Genomic DNA, 15530 nt, shown 5'->3' on the forward strand with positions numbered 1-15530 from the left:
GTGCAGGTCAGCACCTCGTAGCGGCCGGTGGGGCCGAGAATGCGGCTGGGCATGCCCAGCTCGAAGGGGTAGACGCCGTCGAGGGCCAGGACGACGACTCGCTCGGGCGGTGGCACGGCACTCATGGCACGATCCTATCGAAGGGTGGCCTTCATGCCATTGCCGCGGCGCCGGGCGGACGACAGGCTGGTGGACCATGAGCGATGCGAACACGACCATGCGTGCCGTGAGTCAGGACGTCCTCGGCGGTCCCGAGGTGCTGAAGGTGATCGAACTCCCGCGGCCCGCGCCGCGCCCCAACCAGGTGCTGGTGCGGGTACGCGCGGCCGGTGTGAACCCGACCGACTGGAAGCACCGCGCCCTCGGCGCCTTCCTCGGCCGGCCGCCGTTCGTGCTCGGCTGGGACGTCTCGGGCGTGGTGGAGGCGGTCGGCATCGGCGTCGCCCGCTTCCGGCCGGGCGACGAGGTGTTCGGCATGCTGCCCTACCCCTACGGCCACGGCTCGCACGCCGAGTACGTCACCGGCCCGGCCCGCGCCTTCGCCCTCAAGCCCGCCGGGATCGACCACGTGCAGGCGGGGGCACTGCCGCTGGTGTCGCTGACGGCGTGGCAGGCCCTGGTGGAGACGGCCGGCCTGCGCCCGGGGCAGCGGGTGCTGATCCACGCGGCGGCCGGCGGGGTCGGGCACGTCGCGGTGCAGATCGCCAAGGAGCTCGGCGCGTACGTCATCGGTACCGCGAGCGCCGGCAAGCACGACTTCCTGCGCTCCATCGGCGTGGACGAGCCCCTCGACTACCGGGAGCGCGACGTCACGGAGGCGGTCAAGGACGTCGACGTGGTGCTGGACACGCTCGGCGGCGAGACCTCGGTGCGCTCGCTGCGGGTGCTGCGGCCGGGCGGGATCGTGGTCTCGATCCTGCCGGTGGGCTCGGACGACTTCCACCAGGAGGCCGAGCGGCTCGGTGTGCGCGCGGTGCGGATGCTCGTCGACGCCTCGCACAGCGGGATGCGGAAGATCGCCGAGCTGGCCGAGGCCGGGAAGCTGCGGGCCGAGATCGCGGCGACCTTCCCGCTCGCCGAGGCCGCCGAGGCGCACCGGCTGGGCGACACCGGGCGCACCACGGGCAAGCTCGTCCTGGTGATGGACTGAGCCGTGTCCGCCTCGGCGGGGAACGAGCCGTGCCCCCTGGCCGGGGACCGATCCGTGTCGCCCTGGCCGGGGCGGAGCCGTACCTCTCCAGCCACCCTCCCGATCAAACTCGGTCGTAAATCAACGACATATGTCAATCGAACATGCTCAAATGCTGTCGGCCGAGGGTAACTTGCAGGGCAGGAGCCCCACTTGGGGCTTCCGTCCACGCAGCGGGTTGGAGGCGATGCCGTCGTGCAGCAGGACCCTGCGCCGCCCACGGCTCATCTGCGCGTGCGCGCCGACCGTGGTCACACGGTGCTGGAGTTCCACGGCGAGATCGACATCGCCTCCGCGGCCGAGATCGCCCCGCACCTCGACCGGGCCACGTCCGGTCCCACGCCGCGCGTGGTGATCGACCTGAGCGGTGTGGAGTTCTTCGACTGCTCCGGGCTGCGTCTGCTGTACCGGGCCCGGCGCCGGGTGCTGGAGCGGGACGGCCGTATCCGCCTGGTGTGCACGCACCCCCTCACACTGAGGATGCTGCGGCTGACCGGGCTGTCCCGGCTGCTGCCGCCGCAGCCGACGCGGGAGGCGGCCCTGGACCGGCCCGAGGCCGCGTCCGGCTCGCTGTGAGGGGTCAGGGCATCGCGCGCTCCGCGTCGAACAGGGCGCTCACCGACTCGCCGTTGTGGATGCGCCGCACGGCCTCGGCGAGCGCCGGGGCGACGGTGAGGACGCGCAGCTTGTCGGTGTGCTCCTCGGCCGGTACCGGAACGGTGTTGGTGCACACGATCTCCAGCACGTCCGGCTGTTCGCTGAGCCGCTTGAGCGCGCCCGCCGCGAACAGCCCGTGCGTGCACGCCACCCGCACCGAGCGCGGCCCCGACTGCCGCAGCCGCTGCAGCAGTTCCAGCACCGTGCTGCCCTTGGCTATCTCGTCGTCGAGGACGATCACGTCCCGTCCGGCGACGTCCCCGATGACCGAGCTGATGCTGACCCGGTCGTCCGGGTAGCGCTGCTTGGCCCCGGCGGCCACCTGCGCGCCGATCATCCGGGCGAAGGCGGCCGCCTCCTTGGCGTTGCCGAGGTCCGGCGAGACGACGGTGGTGCGGGTCAGGTCGTAGCGCCGGAAGTACGCGGCCAGCTCGCGCCGGGCGTGCAGATGGTCGACCGGGACCGAGAAGAACCCGTGCACCTGCGGCGAGTGCAGCGTCATCGCCAGCACCCGCCCGGCGCCGGCCGCCACCAGCAGATCCGCGACCAGCCGCCCGCCCAGCGAGATCCGCGGCGCGTCCTTCTTGTCGGAGCGCGCGTAGGAGTAGTGCGGCAGGACGACGTTGATACGGGCCGCGGAGGCGCCGCGGGCGGCGTCGCACATCAGCAGCAGCTCCACCAGGTGTTCCTGGACGGGCCTGACCAGCGGCTGGATCAGGAAGACGTCCCGCTCCCGGCAGTTGGCCCGCAGCTGCACCTCCAGGCAGTCGTTGGCGAACCGGCTCACCCGGGTCCCGCTGAGCGGAACCCCGAGCTGGGCACAGACCTCCTCGGCCAGCTCGGGGTGGGCGCTTCCGCTGAACACGGCGATCTCTCGCACCTCGGTCTCCTCCCGGGCCGGTCCGGCCGAACGGCCCCGCCGACTGGTGTACCCGGTGGATCCGAGGCCGCAGTCCTACCGCACCGCGCTGCCGGCGGCCGGTGCGGCGGCCGGACCCCCGGTGCCCGCCGCCCGGCGGTCGCGGGCCGCGCCGAGCGCCCGGCCGAGTGCGCCGACGGCGAGCAGCAGCACCACCGTGCCCAGCGTGAACGCCTCGAAGGTGGTGCGCGTGACGCCCCAGGTCTCGTGGAAGTCGTAGCCGACACCCAGCAGGGGTTCCAGGACACCGGGGAACAGGGCGCTGAACGAGCCCAGCACGATCCAGAGGTGGACCAGCACCGCGCAGCCCAGGAAGCCGGCCCTGCCGAACGGGACGGTGTAGGGGCGGGGCACGTGCGGGTACCGGCGCCGCAGGACGTACAGCGCGGGCACGATCACCAGGTAGGACAGCAGCAGCGTGGTGATGGCGACCGTCAGCACGACGTCGAAGACGGCGGCGGTGTCGCCGTGCACGAGGGTCATCGCCGCCAGCATGAACAGGGTCGCGGTGACACCGGAGACCAGGTTCATCCGCACCGGGGTGCCGAGCCGGTCGTGGAAGGCGCCGAGGGAGCGGGTGAAGAAGGTGCCGTCGGCGGCGGCCATCGCCTGCATGCGGTCGCTGACGATCATCCAGGCGCTGCCCTGGGTCAGCAGCGCGAAGACGAACAGGACGGCCGCGGTGGTGGTCAGCGCGCCGCTGAAGCCGCCGTAGACGCCGAAGACCAGGGAGGTGGCGTCGAGGAAGCCGCCGATGCCGGTGACCTTGTCGGCCGGGACGACCGCGAGGATCGCCAGCACGGGCAGCAGATAGCAGCCGGCGGCCACGACGCCCGAGACGCCGATGGAGACGGGCACGTCCCGCTTGGGGTTGTGCATCTCGTCGCCGGCGGCGTTGGGCGCCTCGAACCCGACGTAGGCGAACAGCAGCACCGGCACCAGACCGAGAAATCCGGCCGTGCTCGGTGCCGTCCGGGCGTGCTGGAGTCCGTCGAAGCCGTGCCGCAGGCCGTAGACGACCGCCGTGCCGGTGAACAGCAGCACCAGGCCGACCTTGGCGACGGCCCCGGCCGTGGTGATCCACTTGCCGCGGCGCAGCGACACCACGGCCGTGAGGATGGAGATCCAGATGAAGGCGAGCTTGAAGGCGTAGTCGGCGACGGTGCCGGACCCGAGGTGGACGACGTAGGTGTCGAAGGCGCCGGCGGCGGCGAAGACCAGGGAGCCGCCGAGCCAGACGGGGTTGGTGACCCAGTAGAAGAGGGTGGTCAGTGCGGCGGCCAGCGGACCGAAGGCCAGCCGGACCCAGACGTAGGGCCCGCCCTCCTGCGGGAACGCGGCGCCGGTCTCGGCGAACAGCAGGGCGTAGGGCAGGAGGAACAGCAGCGCGAGCGCGGCCGTCCAGGTGAGGGCCTCACCGCCGCCGGTGGCGATCTGCCCGACGACGTCGAAGGAGATCACGGCGGCGATGCCCATGGCCATGATGTCGAACCGGCGCAGACTGCGCCGCAGGTGCGGAACGGGAGTGGCGGGGACGGGGGTTGCGGACACGGGGAGGCCTCCTGAGGGGACGCGCCCGGGACAGCGCGGGGAGGAATGAGGGGCCGGGGCGGGAAGGTGGCCGGGGCCCTGGTGGTCCCGGCCCGGTGTCGTCAGCGGCGGATCTCGCCGGTGGGCAGGGCGCGTTCGAGGACGGAGCGCATCGCGGTGACCGTCTCCTTGGCCTCCGCCTCCGTCATGACCAGCGGCGGGGAGAGCACCAGGCTGTGCGCGCAGTCGCGGACGATGACGCCGGTCTCGCGGCGGATGACGTCGGGCAGCAGGGGCTGGAGCATGGGCAGCGGGGCCCGGGTGCCGCGGTCGGCGACGAGTTCGACGGCCAGCATCATGCCGACCGAGCGGATCTCGCCGACGACGGGCAACCCCCCGAGCTGCTCCTCAAGTTCGCGGTGCAGGTGCGCGCCGATGTCCACGGCCCGGCCGAGCAGGCCCTCCCGCTCGATGATGTCCAGGTTGGCGAGGGCGACGGCGGCGGCGACCGGGTGGCCGTTGTAGGTGTAGCCCATGGGGAAGCCGTTCTCACGCAGCAGCACCTCGGCGACGTGGTCGCCGACCAGCAGCGCGCCCAGCGGGATGTAGCCGGAAGTGATGCCCTTGGCGGTGACCACGATGTCCGGCCGCACCCCGAAGTGCTGGGCGGCGAACCAGGTGCCCACCCGGCCGTAGGCGGTGACGACCTCGTCGAGGATCAGCAGGATGCCGTGCCGGTCGAGGACCTCGCGCACCCGGGGCCAGTAGTCGTCCGGCGGGACGAGCATGCCGCCGACACCCATGATGGGTTCGCCGATCATCGCGGCGATGTTCTCGCCGCCGATCTCGGCGATGCGCTCCTCCAGCTCGCGGATCAGGAAGTCGGTGGGGTCCTCGCCGCCGTACAGCTCCTGCCGGTACGGCCACGGCGGGGTGAGGTGGCTGACGTGCGGCATCATCGGGGCGAAGCCCTCGTGGTAGACCGGGAAGCCGGTCGCCGAGCCGCCGCCGTAGCCGATGCCGTGGTACGCCTTGTGCCGGGCGAGGATCCAGGTGCGGTCTCGCTCGCCGCGCCGGTGGTGGTAGTAGCGGGCCATCTTGATGGCGGCCTCGTTGCCCTCCGAGCCGCCGGAGGTGAAGTAGACGTGCCCGAGGCCCTCGGGGGCGAGGGAGGTGAGCCGGGTGGCGAGTTCGACGGCCCGGTCGTTGGAGAACTCCCAGAAGCTGGTGAAGTACTCCAGCCTCGCCATCTGGTCGTGGGCGACCCGGGCGAGCTCCTCGCGGCCGTGGCCGATCTGGGCGAGCCACAGCCCGCCGGTGGCGTCGAGGTAGGAGCGGCCCTCGGCATCCGTGAGCCGGCAGCCGGAGCCGCCGGTCATCACGACGCGCTCCTCGACGCTGCCGGGCAGGTAGGGGTGGATGATGCGGGCGCGGTCGGCCGCGGCGAGCTCGGCGGCGGACGCGGGCAGGGGGGTGCGGCTCATCGGGGGGCGTTCCTTCCGGTCGGGCGGTCGGGGGGGTGTCGGGCGCGTGGGTCATGCGTAGGTGATCCACGTCGTCTTCAGGCCGGTGTACTTGGCGACGGCGTGCGGGGAGAGGTCGCGGCCGTAGCCGGACCGCTTGAAGCCGCCGAACGGGGTGAGCGGGCTGAGCGCGTCCACGGTGTTGACGGAGACCGTCCCCGCGTGCAGGGCGTCGGCGACGCGGTGGGCGCGGGCAAGGTCACGGGTCCACACGGAGGCGGCGAGCCCGTACGGCGAGTCGTTGGCGATGCGCACGGCCTCGGCCTCGTCGGTGAACGGCAGCACGGTGAGCACCGGCGCGAACAGCTCCTCCCGGGCGAGGGGAGCCTGGGGGCCGAGGCCGGAGACGACGGTCGGGTGGACGTAGGCCCGCTCGCGGATACCGCCGCAGTGGACGCGGGCGCCCTGCGCGCGGGCCCGGTCCACGGCGTGCAGGACGCGGACCGCCTGCGCCTCGTCCACCAGCGGGCCGAGCCGGGTGGCCGGGTCGAGCGGGTCGCCGGGGACGTAGGCGGCGGCGTGCGCGACGACCCGGGCGGTGAACTCCTCGGCCAGGGAGGCCTCGACGAGCAGCCGGGTGTTGGCGGAGCAGACCTGCCCGGCGTTGAACGCGAAGCCCCAGGCGGCCCGTTCGGCGGCCGCGTCCAGGTCGGCGTCGGCGAAGACCAGGTTGGGGCTCTTGCCGCCGGCCTCGATCCAGACCTGCTTGCCGTTGGACTCGGCCGCGTAGGACTGGAAGAGCCGGCCGACGGCGGTGGAGCCGGTGAAGGCGAGCACGTCGACGTCCGGGTGGCGGCCGAGGGCCTGCCCGGCGTCCTCGCCGAGTCCGGGGACGACGTTCAGCACGCCGTCGGGGATGCCCGCCTCGGCCGCCAGTTCGGCCAGCCGCAGCGCGGACAGCGGGGACTGCTCGGCGGGCTTGAGGACGACGCTGTTGCCGGCGGCGAGGGCGGGAGCGAGCTTCCAGGAGGCCAGGTCCAGCGGGAAGTTCCACGGCACGACGGCGCCGACGACACCGAGCGGGACGCGCCGGACCAGGGCGAGGTTCCCCGGCGGGGCGGGCGCGATCTCGTCGTACAGCTTGTCGGCGGCCTCGGCGTGCCAGGCGAAGCAGCCGGCGGCGCCGGGGACGTCGACGGCGAGGGCCTCGGCGACGGGTTTGCCCATGTCGAGGCTGTCGAGCAGGGCGAGCTCGGGGCCGTTCGCCTCGATCAGCCCGGCGAGGCGCAGCAGGCGCTTCTTGCGGTCGGCGGGCGCCAGCTTCGACCAGCGTCCGTCGTCGAAGGCGGTGCGGGCCGCGCGGACGGCCGCGTCGACCTCGGGGGCCGCGCAGGCGGCGACCTCGGCGGTGGTCTTGCCGGTGGCCGGGTCGACGGTGGCGAACACCTCGCCGGAGGCCGCATCGGTCCAGCGGCCGTCGATGAACGCCCGGGTGCGGGGCGCGAGGGTGTCGCGGCGGTGCTGCCAGTCGTCGCGGGTGAGCATGAGGGTCCTCCGGGCGGGGCGGTCGGTTCGGGGGGCTGCGGCGCGGAAGAGGCGGGCGCCGGCGCCTCTCCTGCGGGGGGCGTTCCTCGGCGGCCTGGGCCAGTTCTTTGAATTCGGAGTCAAACAATGGGCCTCGGTCATGTCAATGCTCTGGTCCCGGGCAACTTGAATTACTCGAACCAGCCGGTAAAGAATGGCGGGCATGGCGAGACCGAAGAACCAGGGCGCGCGCAGGGAGGCGCTGATCGAGGCGGCCGGCCGGGCGATCTCCGAGCGGGGCATCGCCGCGCTGCGGATCAAGGACATCGCCGCCGAGGCGGGCGTCTCGGCGGGATCGGTGCTGTACTACTACCCGGAGCTCGACGACCTCGTGTTCGAGGTGCACAGCGGCGCCGTCGAGCGGTTCCTGGCCCGGCGCCACGCCGTCACCGACGGCCTGCCCGACCCGGTCGAGCGGCTGCGCGCGGCCGCCTCCTCCGGTCTGCCCGCCGACGCCGACGACGCCGGCCACCGGCTGCTGTACGAGCTGCACGGCCTGGCCGACCGCAGCACCGCGCACGCCGCGCTGATGGGCTCGCTCTTCGCCCGGGAGACCGCCCTGTACGCGACGGTCCTCGAACTCGGCGTAGCCGCAGGGGACTTCAGCCTGACCGAGCCGGTGGCGGACGTGGCCCGCAACCTGGTCACGCTGGAGGACGGCTACGGGCTGCACATCGTCAGCCGCAACGCCGCCGTGGACCGCGCGACGGCGCTGCGCCTGCTGCTCGGCTACGCCCGCTCGGCCACCGGCTGCCCCCGGCTCTGACGCCCGGCCAGGAGCCGCCGCCGCTGCTCCGGGTCGCCCGCGACGTCCGCAGCGGTCAGCGCGAGCGCCGCCGCCCCGTCCAGGACCGCGCGGTCGGCGGCGGCCGTGACGCAGTGGGCGGCGAACTCCCGCTGGTGGTTGACCGCCGGGAGCGAGCCGATCCCGAGGTAGGGGTGGATCGCGGGCAGCACCCGGGAGACGTTGCCCATGTCGGTCGAGGCCCGGTTCATCCGGCCGGCCGGATCACCGGGCGCGGCGAAGTCCCGCCCCAGCGCGGTGGCGTTGCGCCGGTAGACCGCCAACAGCTCGCTGTCGTTGCGGAACTCGGAGTACGGCGGGCTCTCCGGCTCGATGACGAGCTCGCAGGCGGTGGCCAGGGCGCCGGCCCGGAAGCAGTCCTCGACGCGCGGCTGCACGCCGGTCAGCTCCTCCAGCGATTCCGCCCGCACGTACCAGCGGCCCTCCGTTCGCTCGGGGATCGCGTTGGGTGCCTCCCCGCCCCGGGTGAGCAGGCCGTGGACGCGCACGCTCGGCGGGAGTTGCTGGCGCAGCAGCCCGATGGCGACCTGGGCGAGCGTGAAGGCGTCGGCGGCGTTGCGGCCCCGCTCCGGGTAGGCGGCGGCGTGCGCGGCGCGGCCGGTGTAGCGCACGCCGAGGTGGGCGACGGCGAACGGCTCGGCCTCGGCCACGTCCACCGGGCCGGGGTGGACCATCATCGCGGCGTGCACGCCGTCGAAGGCGCCCCGCTCCAGCATGAGGATCTTCCCGCCGCCGCCCTCCTCGGCGGGTGTGCCGAGCACGGTGACGGTCAGCCCGAGGTCGTCGGCGACCGGGGCGAGTCCGGCGGCGGCACCGACGGCGGCCGCCGCGATCACGTTGTGCCCGCAGGCGTGGCCGAGCCCGGGCAGGGCGTCGTACTCGGCGCACAGGGCCAGGTGCAGCGGGCCCGAGCCGGCGGTGGCGGCGAAGGCGGTCGGCAGGCCGCAGACCCCGGGGGTGACCCGGAAGCCCAGCGCGTCCAGCGCCTCGGCGGTCCAGCGGGCGGCCTTCTCCTCCTCCCAGGCGACCTCCGGGTGGGCGTGGATGCGGTGGCTGAGGGCGAGCAGCGGCTTCTCGGCGGCGGCCACCGCCCGGGTCACGGCGGCCCGCACGTCCCTGGTCACACGTCCCCCGGCACGCCGTAGGAGGGCGCCTCGTCCGGGGCCAGGGCCCGGGTCACGTAGGCCGTCTGCTGCGGCTCCCACAGCTTCCACAGCCGCTCCAGCCCGGCGACCGGGTCGTCGCCGAAGTCCACCCGCAGGTCGGTCACCGGCCAGGGCACGTGGTCCGCGACGAGCAGCCCCGCCGAGTGCACCGGCCCTTCCTCTCCCCCGGCGGCCAGCCCGGCCGCGAGGGCGTCCAGCAGCCGCCGGCCGAGCGGGGCCTCGGGGTCTGCGGCGAAGGCGTCGAGCATGGCCCGGGGCACGTCCTCGTGCGCCAGCAGGTTGCCGGCGGCCACGGCGTCGGGGCCCACGGCGTGACCGGAGCGGCCGAGCGCCCGGTTCCCGCAGTGCGCGGCGGGTGCCCCGGAGGCGCCGATCACCGTCAACTGCCGCCACGCGCGGTGCGGTTCGCCCGCCACCGTACGGCGCAGGGCCTCGGCGGCGCCTGTGGGCCAGCCGGCCAGCTGGTCCAGCAGCCGGGGGCCGAGGGCGGGGTTGGTCACGTTCTGGGTGCAGGCCGCTCCGACGCCGGCCCTGACGTGGGCGCAGCGGGCGGCGACGGCGGGGCTGGAGGAGGCCACGGCGACGCCGAACTGCCCGGTGTGCGGACAGCGCGCGGCGATCGAGAAGGTCACAGCTCCTCCCCCCGCTCGGCGGCGCTCGCCCGCCGCAGCCGCTCGGCCTCGGCCCGCCGCCCGGCCGGGATCACGGCGGTGGCGTCGATCTCCACCAGCCACTCGGGGCGGGCGAGCGCCGAGACGACGAGGCCGGTGGAGACGTAGTGGACGCCCTTCAGCCAGCGGCCCATGGTGCGGTAGACCGGCTCACGGTGGCGGATGTCGGTCAGACAGACGGTGATCTTGACGATGTCGTCCAGGCGGCTGCCGCACTCCTTGAGCAGCAGCGCGATGTTGGCCATCGCCCGCTCCGCCTGCGCTTCGACGTCGCCGACGCCGACGTTCTCGCGGGTGTCGAGGTCCTGGCCGATCTGCCCGCGCAGATAGACGGTGCCGTCGGCGACGACGGCCTGGGCGAGGTCGTTGGAGAGGTTCTGCTCGGGGTAGGTCTCGGCGGTGTCGAAGCGCCGGACGCGGTGGTGGCTCATGCCCGCCTCCCCAGGGTGCCGAGCACCCGGTCGGACAGGCCGGCGGCGTCCTTGACCAGGTCGAGGGGGCCGGAGAAGTCGAAGTTGCGGTAGACGGCGGCGAGATGGGCGAAGGGCGGGGACTGGGCGAACAGCTGGAAGGTGAGCCGGTGGCCCGCGTAGTCGGAGTTGAGCAGGTCGCGGGCGTAGGCGAGGAGCTTGCGGCGGTCCTCGGCGACCCAGTGCTCGTTGACGGAGTAGAACTTCTCCAGCCAGGGGCCGGTGTCCGGGTGGTCGAAGGACGCCTTGTCGGGGGTGACGCAGATCTGCCCGCCGCACAGTTCGCGGGCGATGTGCATCATCTCGTGCAGCTGTGAGCAGGCCAGCACCCGGCCGGTGTAGAGCAGCGACTGGTTCGGCATGAGCAGCCCGCCGGGGCTTCGCTCGGCGAGCGCGATCGCGGCGGTGAGGTGGGCGTTGACGCCCTCGCGGTAGCAGGCGAGCGCGGCGAGCTTCTCCTGCACGGCCTGCTGGCGCTCCAGGCCGGTCTGCTTCACGTTCCACAGGGCGGCGCCGATCATCAGGTCGGCGAGCCGGAGGTTGCGCTGGGTGAAGGCGAAGGCGCTGTAGCGGTGCAGGGTGGCGCGGATGAACGTGGCCGCCCGGGTGTCCCGGTAGAACAGCACGTTCTCCCAGGGGATCTCCACGTCGTCGAAGACGACCAGGGTGTCGACCTCGTCGAAGCGGTTGGCGAGCGGGTAGTCCTCGGCGGGGGCGCGGCCGGCGAACCCGGTGCGGCAGATGTACTTCAGGCCCGGCGCCCCCATGTCGAGGATGAACCCGAGGGCGTAGTCGGACAGTTCGCTGTCGCCCCAGTTGGCGATGGTGGGCTTGGTGAAGGCCTGGTTGGCGTAGGCGGCGGCGGTCTCGTACTTGGCGCCGCGCACCACGATCCCGGAGTCGGTCTCCTTCACGACGTGCAGCAGCATGTCGGGGTCCTGGTCCTGCGGGCGCTTGGAACGGTCGCCCTTGGGGTCGGTGTTGGCGGAGACGTGGAAGGGGTCACCGAAGCAGGCCTGCCGGATGTGCCGCCGGACGTTGTCGCTGTAGGCCGGGTTGATCGCGTCGAGCACGTCCTGCCCGTCGATCAGGGACCACATCTCGCCGATGGTCTCGTCGCCGACCCGGGTCACCACCCCGCCGACGTCGCTGAGCACCGCGTCGGTGGCGGCCCGCTTGGCGTCCCAGTCGTCCCGGGTGACCGGCGGCTTCTGCTGGACGGCGTTGAGCTCGCCCGTCTCCGGGTCGGCGTAGGCCAGGGTGTCCCGGGTGGCGGGGTCGTGGGCCATGTCGTGGATGCGGGCGCGGATGTCCACCAGCGGGCGGAACGCGGGGTGGGTGGTGACGTCGTCGACCTTCTCGCCGTTGATCCAGATCTGCCGTCCGTCGCGGATCGACTCCCGGTACTGCTCTCCCGTGCGGATCATCGTGGCTGTGCTCCCTGCTGCGGGTCGATGGGGTGGTGGGCGCCGTAGGACCGTGCGTGGTACGTCAGCGGCATGAGGTCGGTGCAGCGGCTGGCGAGGACCGAGCCGACGAGGACGACATGGGTGCCGAGCGGCCGGGCCTCGGCGAGCCGGCAGTCGAACACGGCCGCGGCGCCGGTCAGTCCGGGCGCCCCGCTGTCCAGCCGGTGCCAGTGGGCGCAGCCGAAGTCGTAGGGCTCGCCGGCGGCCGGCCGGCCGGCGAAGGTGTCGGAGACGTGCGCCTGGCCGGTGCTCAGCACGTTCACGGAGAAGACCTGGTTGCGCCGGACGGCGGCCACCAGGGGGCTGCGCCGGTTGACGCAGACCAGCAGCGAGGGCGGGTCCGCGCTGACCGAGCACATGGCGCTGACGGTCTGGGCGAGGCGGCCGGCGGGGCCGTCCGTGGCGACGACGGTGACGCCGGTGGCGGCGTTGCCCATCGCCGCGACGAACTGCCGGCGGGTGTCGTCCGTCGGGGTGTCGAGGTGGTGCGGGGCGAGGCTCATGTCATGCACCCCTCCCGGGGTCATGGGGGTGGGATCGAGGGAGGCGGCCGGCGCCGGCCGTGACCTCACTATGGGCGCACCCCTGTTCCTCGGTAAAGCAGAGCTTTTAGGCTAGAAGCATCGAAAAAACAGAGGAAGGCGCCTGACCATGTCCGATGCGGTGGGGTTCACTCTCGTGCAGCTGCGGTACTTCTCCGTCGCCGCGGAGACCGGCTCCCTGACGGCCGCCGCCGACCGGCTGATGATCGCGCAGTCCGCGGTGTCCGCCGCCGTCACCAACCTCGAACGCGAACTGGGGGTGCAGCTGTTCATCCGGCGCCGCGCCAAGGGGCTGACGCCCACGCCCGCCGGGGAGCGGCTGCTGCACCAGGCCCGTGAACTCCTCGCGCACGCCCGGGAGGTCGCCGAGGAGGCCAAGGGCACCGGAGCGGCGCTGACCGGCCCTGTCGGCATGGGCTGCTTCGTGACCCTGGCCCCGTTCCATCTGCCGTCCCTGCTGGCCGAGTTCGCCGGGCGGTACCCCGGCGTCGAGGTGGGCGTCCTGGAGGCGGAGGCGACGGAGCTGGCGCAGGCGCTGCGCGGGGGCCGGATCGAGTTCGCGCTCAGCTACGACCTCGGCTTCGGCGACGACGTGGTGCGCGAGCCGCTCGCCTCGCTGCCCGCGCACGCCATCGTCGCCGCGGACCACCGGCTGGCCCGCCGGCGCAGGGTCCGGCTGGCGGAGCTGGCCGAGGAGCCGCTCATCCTGCTCGACCTGCCCCACAGCCGCGACTACTTCCGCTCCCTGGTGGCCTCCACCGGCGCCGCGCCGGACGTCCGCCACCGCGCGCAGAGCTACGAGGCCGTGCGTTCGATGGTCGCGCGCGGCCACGGCTTCTCGCTGCTCAACCAGCGCCCGGCGACCCGGCAGACCTACGGCGGCGGCGAGGTGGTCGCGCTGGAGCTGGCGGACGAGCACCCGCCGCTGAGCCTGGTCCTGGCCCGCCCGTCCGGCCTGCGCCAGACGGCCCGCGCCCGCGCCCTGATGGACGTGGTCCGGGAGGTCGTCCCGCGCACGGTGACGGGCTGAGAGCCGGAAATCCGGTTGCGGTCACTCGCGGGTGTGCCGTCATGATGGCCGCGTCCGTGTTCCCGCACCTCCGGAGCCCCCGCATGCGCCGACTCCTCGGAATCACCCAGCCCACCTTCCGGCTCCCGGTTCCCGAGGACACCACCACGCGTGCACACCCTGAACATCGGCATTCTCGCCCACGTCGACGCCGGTAAGACCAGCCTCACCGAGCGGCTGCTGTTCGACCACGGGGCGATCGACCGCCTCGGCAGCGTCGACGCCGGCGACACCCGGACGGACGACGGGGCGATCGAGCGCCGGCGCGGCATCACCGTCCGCTCGGCCGTCGCCTCCTTCACCGCGCACGGCACGCAGATCAACCTCATCGACACCCCGGGCCACTGCGACTTCATCGCCGAGGTCGAGCGCGCCCTGGAGGTGCTGGACGGCGCGGTGCTGCTGCTGTCGGCGGTGGAGGGCGTGCAGGCGCAGACGCGGGTGCTGATGCGCACGCTGAAGCGGCTGCGGCTGCCCACGCTGGTCTTCGTCAACAAGATCGACCGCACCGGTGCCCGGACCGACGCCCTGCTCAGCGACGTCCGCCGCCGGCTCACCCCGCACATCGCCCCGCTGACCTCGGTCACCGGCGCCGGCACCGCACAGGCCGCCGTACGGCCGTGTCCGCTGGACGAGCAGGCCGTCGAGGCGCTCGCCGACGTCGACTCCGAGGTGCTGGCGGCCGTCGTGGACGGACCGGCGCCCACCAGCGGGCAGCTGCGCGCCGCCCTGGCCGCGCGCACCGGCGACGGTTCCTTCCACCCCGTGTTCTTCGGCTCCGCGCTCGGCGGCCAGGGCGTCCCCGAGCTGGTCCGGGGGATCGTCGACCTCGTCCCCGTACCCGAGCCGTCCGGGGCCGGCGGGCCGCGCGGCACGGTGTTCGCGGTGCGTCCGGGCCCCGGCGGCGAGCGGACCGCGTATCTGCGCCTGTACGACGGTGAGGTGAGGCCGCGTCAGCGGCTGACCTTTCTGCGCCGTGCGGCGGACGGACGGGCCCGCGAGGTGCGCGGGCGGGCGAACCGGCTGACGGTGACCGGCCGCACGGGGGCGCTCACCGCAGGAAACATCGCCGCCCTCGGCGGCGTTCCCGGGCTGCGGGTCGGCGACCGCCTGGGTGAACTCACCGAGCGCGCACCGCAGTTCGCGCCGCCCACGCTGGAGACCGTGGTGCGGGCCCGGCGCCCCGAGCAGGCGGCGCCGCTGCGGGCGGCCCTGCTGGCGCTGGCCGACCAGGACCCGCTGCTGCACGCCCGGCCCGCCGAGGCCGGGCAGACCGCGCTGCTGCTGTACGGCGAGGTGCAGATGGAGGTGCTCGCGGCCACCCTGGCCGAGGACTTCGGCATCGAGGCCGACTTCGCGCCGGGCCGGGTGCGGACGCTGGAGCGGCCCGCCGGGACCGGGCAGGCGTGCGAGGAGATGCCGTGGCTGGACAACACCCGGTACTGGGCGACGGTCGGGCTGCGGGTGGAGCCCGGGCCGCCCGGTTCCGGCGGGGTGTTCACCCATGAGACGGAACTGGGGGCGCTGCCCCGGGCCTTCCACCAGGCGATCGAGGACACCGTCCACGCGACGATGAGTGCCGGACCGCACGGCAGGGAGGTCACCGACTACCGGGTCACCCTGATCCGCTCCGGGTTCTGCTCCCCGGTCAGCACGGCCCGCGACTTCCGCGGCCTGACGCCGATCGTGCTGCGCCGCGCTCTGCAGCGGGCCGGCACGCGGCTGTACGAGCCGTACCACGCCTTCGAGGCGGAGGTGCCGCCGGACGCGCTCGCCGCGGTCGGCGCGCAGCTCGCGGTGTGCGAGGCCGACGTCGAGGAGACCGCCCCGGCGCCGGCCGGCTGGGTGATCAGGGGCGAGCTGCCGGCCCGGCGCACCCGCGAGGTGGAGCTGCGGCTTCCGGGGCTCACCCACGGGGAGGGGGTGTGGTGGTCGCGCCCCTCGGGCGACCGGCCCGCCCGCTGAACCCCGACGCGCCCGCCTGACCCGGCGATCG

At 73.8% G+C, this 15530-nt stretch carries 14 protein-coding genes and 1 pseudogene; 5 read left to right on the forward strand and 10 right to left on the reverse strand.

Features of this window, described 5'->3' with window-relative positions; translation table 11 throughout:
• Positions 1 to 125: pseudogene (locus tag C3489_RS39655) on the reverse strand (AraC family transcriptional regulator); the annotation flags it as partial.
• A gap of 71 nt (positions 126 to 196) precedes the next feature.
• Here C3489_RS39655 and C3489_RS30250 point away from each other — a divergent pair.
• Positions 197 to 1150, forward strand: coding sequence for an NADP-dependent oxidoreductase (locus C3489_RS30250; RefSeq protein WP_103785280.1), 954 nt, complete (start codon positions 197 to 199; stop codon positions 1148 to 1150).
• A 234-nt stretch (positions 1151 to 1384) separates the two neighbouring features.
• On the forward strand, positions 1385 to 1765 hold the full coding sequence (locus C3489_RS30255; RefSeq protein WP_103785281.1) for an anti-sigma factor antagonist: 381 nt from the start codon (positions 1385 to 1387) through the stop codon (positions 1763 to 1765).
• Between the two features lie 4 nt (positions 1766 to 1769).
• On the opposite strand, the gene C3489_RS30260 is transcribed toward C3489_RS30255, so the two are convergent.
• The 4 genes from C3489_RS30260 to C3489_RS30275 all read right to left on the reverse strand — a co-directional run bounded on the left by C3489_RS30260 (position 1770) and on the right by C3489_RS30275 (position 7303).
• On the reverse strand, positions 1770 to 2726 hold the full coding sequence (locus tag C3489_RS30260) for a ribose-phosphate pyrophosphokinase (RefSeq protein WP_103785282.1): 957 nt from the start codon (positions 2724 to 2726) through the stop codon (positions 1770 to 1772).
• 75 nt (positions 2727 to 2801) lie between these two features.
• Positions 2802 to 4316, reverse strand: a complete 1515-nt coding sequence (locus C3489_RS30265; RefSeq protein ID WP_258055018.1) for an APC family permease — start codon at positions 4314 to 4316, stop codon at positions 2802 to 2804.
• A gap of 101 nt (positions 4317 to 4417) precedes the next feature.
• On the reverse strand, positions 4418 to 5779 hold the full coding sequence (locus C3489_RS30270; protein ID WP_103785283.1) for an aspartate aminotransferase family protein: 1362 nt from the start codon (positions 5777 to 5779) through the stop codon (positions 4418 to 4420).
• Between the two features lie 51 nt (positions 5780 to 5830).
• On the reverse strand, positions 5831 to 7303 hold the full coding sequence (locus C3489_RS30275; RefSeq protein ID WP_103785284.1) for an aldehyde dehydrogenase: 1473 nt from the start codon (positions 7301 to 7303) through the stop codon (positions 5831 to 5833).
• Positions 7304 to 7505: 202 nt separating this feature from the next.
• On the opposite strand from C3489_RS30275, the gene C3489_RS30280 reads away from it, so the two are divergent.
• A complete protein-coding gene (locus C3489_RS30280) occupies positions 7506 to 8108 on the forward strand; it encodes a TetR/AcrR family transcriptional regulator (RefSeq protein WP_181139907.1) in 603 nt (200 codons plus the stop codon).
• Here the strand turns inward: C3489_RS30280 and C3489_RS30285 are convergent.
• The 5 genes from C3489_RS30285 to C3489_RS30305 are packed head-to-tail and all read right to left on the reverse strand — an operon-like array spanning position 8072 to position 12426.
• Positions 8072 to 9271, reverse strand: a complete 1200-nt coding sequence (locus C3489_RS30285) for a M20 family metallopeptidase (protein WP_219821996.1) — start codon at positions 9269 to 9271, stop codon at positions 8072 to 8074. The genes C3489_RS30280 and C3489_RS30285 overlap by 37 nt on opposite strands.
• The gene (locus C3489_RS30290; RefSeq protein WP_103785286.1) at positions 9268 to 9945 is read right to left on the reverse strand and encodes a DUF1028 domain-containing protein; all 678 of its coding nucleotides are present in this window, start codon (positions 9943 to 9945) and stop codon (positions 9268 to 9270) included. Before C3489_RS30290 ends, C3489_RS30285 begins: the two co-directional genes overlap by 4 nt.
• Positions 9942 to 10415, reverse strand: coding sequence for a RidA family protein (locus C3489_RS30295; RefSeq protein ID WP_103785287.1), 474 nt, complete (start codon positions 10413 to 10415; stop codon positions 9942 to 9944). The genes C3489_RS30290 and C3489_RS30295 overlap by 4 nt, the downstream gene beginning before the upstream one ends.
• Complete coding sequence (locus tag C3489_RS30300) at positions 10412 to 11881, reverse strand: 4-hydroxyphenylacetate 3-hydroxylase family protein (protein WP_103785288.1); 1470 nt, start codon at positions 11879 to 11881, stop codon at positions 10412 to 10414. Before C3489_RS30300 ends, C3489_RS30295 begins: the two co-directional genes overlap by 4 nt.
• Entirely contained in the window at positions 11878 to 12426 is a 549-nt protein-coding gene (locus tag C3489_RS30305) for a flavin reductase family protein (RefSeq protein WP_181139908.1), read from the reverse strand. Before C3489_RS30305 ends, C3489_RS30300 begins: the two co-directional genes overlap by 4 nt.
• 148 nt (positions 12427 to 12574) lie before the next feature.
• Between C3489_RS30305 and C3489_RS30310 the strand changes: the two genes are divergently transcribed.
• Together C3489_RS30310 and otr(A) are read left to right on the forward strand one after the other, a co-directional pair.
• Entirely contained in the window at positions 12575 to 13495 is a 921-nt protein-coding gene (locus C3489_RS30310) for a LysR substrate-binding domain-containing protein (protein WP_103785290.1), read from the forward strand.
• A 150-nt stretch (positions 13496 to 13645) separates the two neighbouring features.
• Positions 13646 to 15499, forward strand: a complete 1854-nt coding sequence (gene otr(A) / locus C3489_RS30315) for a tetracycline resistance ribosomal protection protein Otr(A) (RefSeq protein ID WP_103785291.1) — start codon at positions 13646 to 13648, stop codon at positions 15497 to 15499.
• The last annotated feature ends 31 nt before the right edge of the window (positions 15500 to 15530 follow it).

The sequence above is a fragment of the Streptomyces sp. Ru71 genome, from assembly GCF_002920535.1.
Lineage (GTDB): Bacteria > Actinomycetota > Actinomycetes > Streptomycetales > Streptomycetaceae > Streptomyces.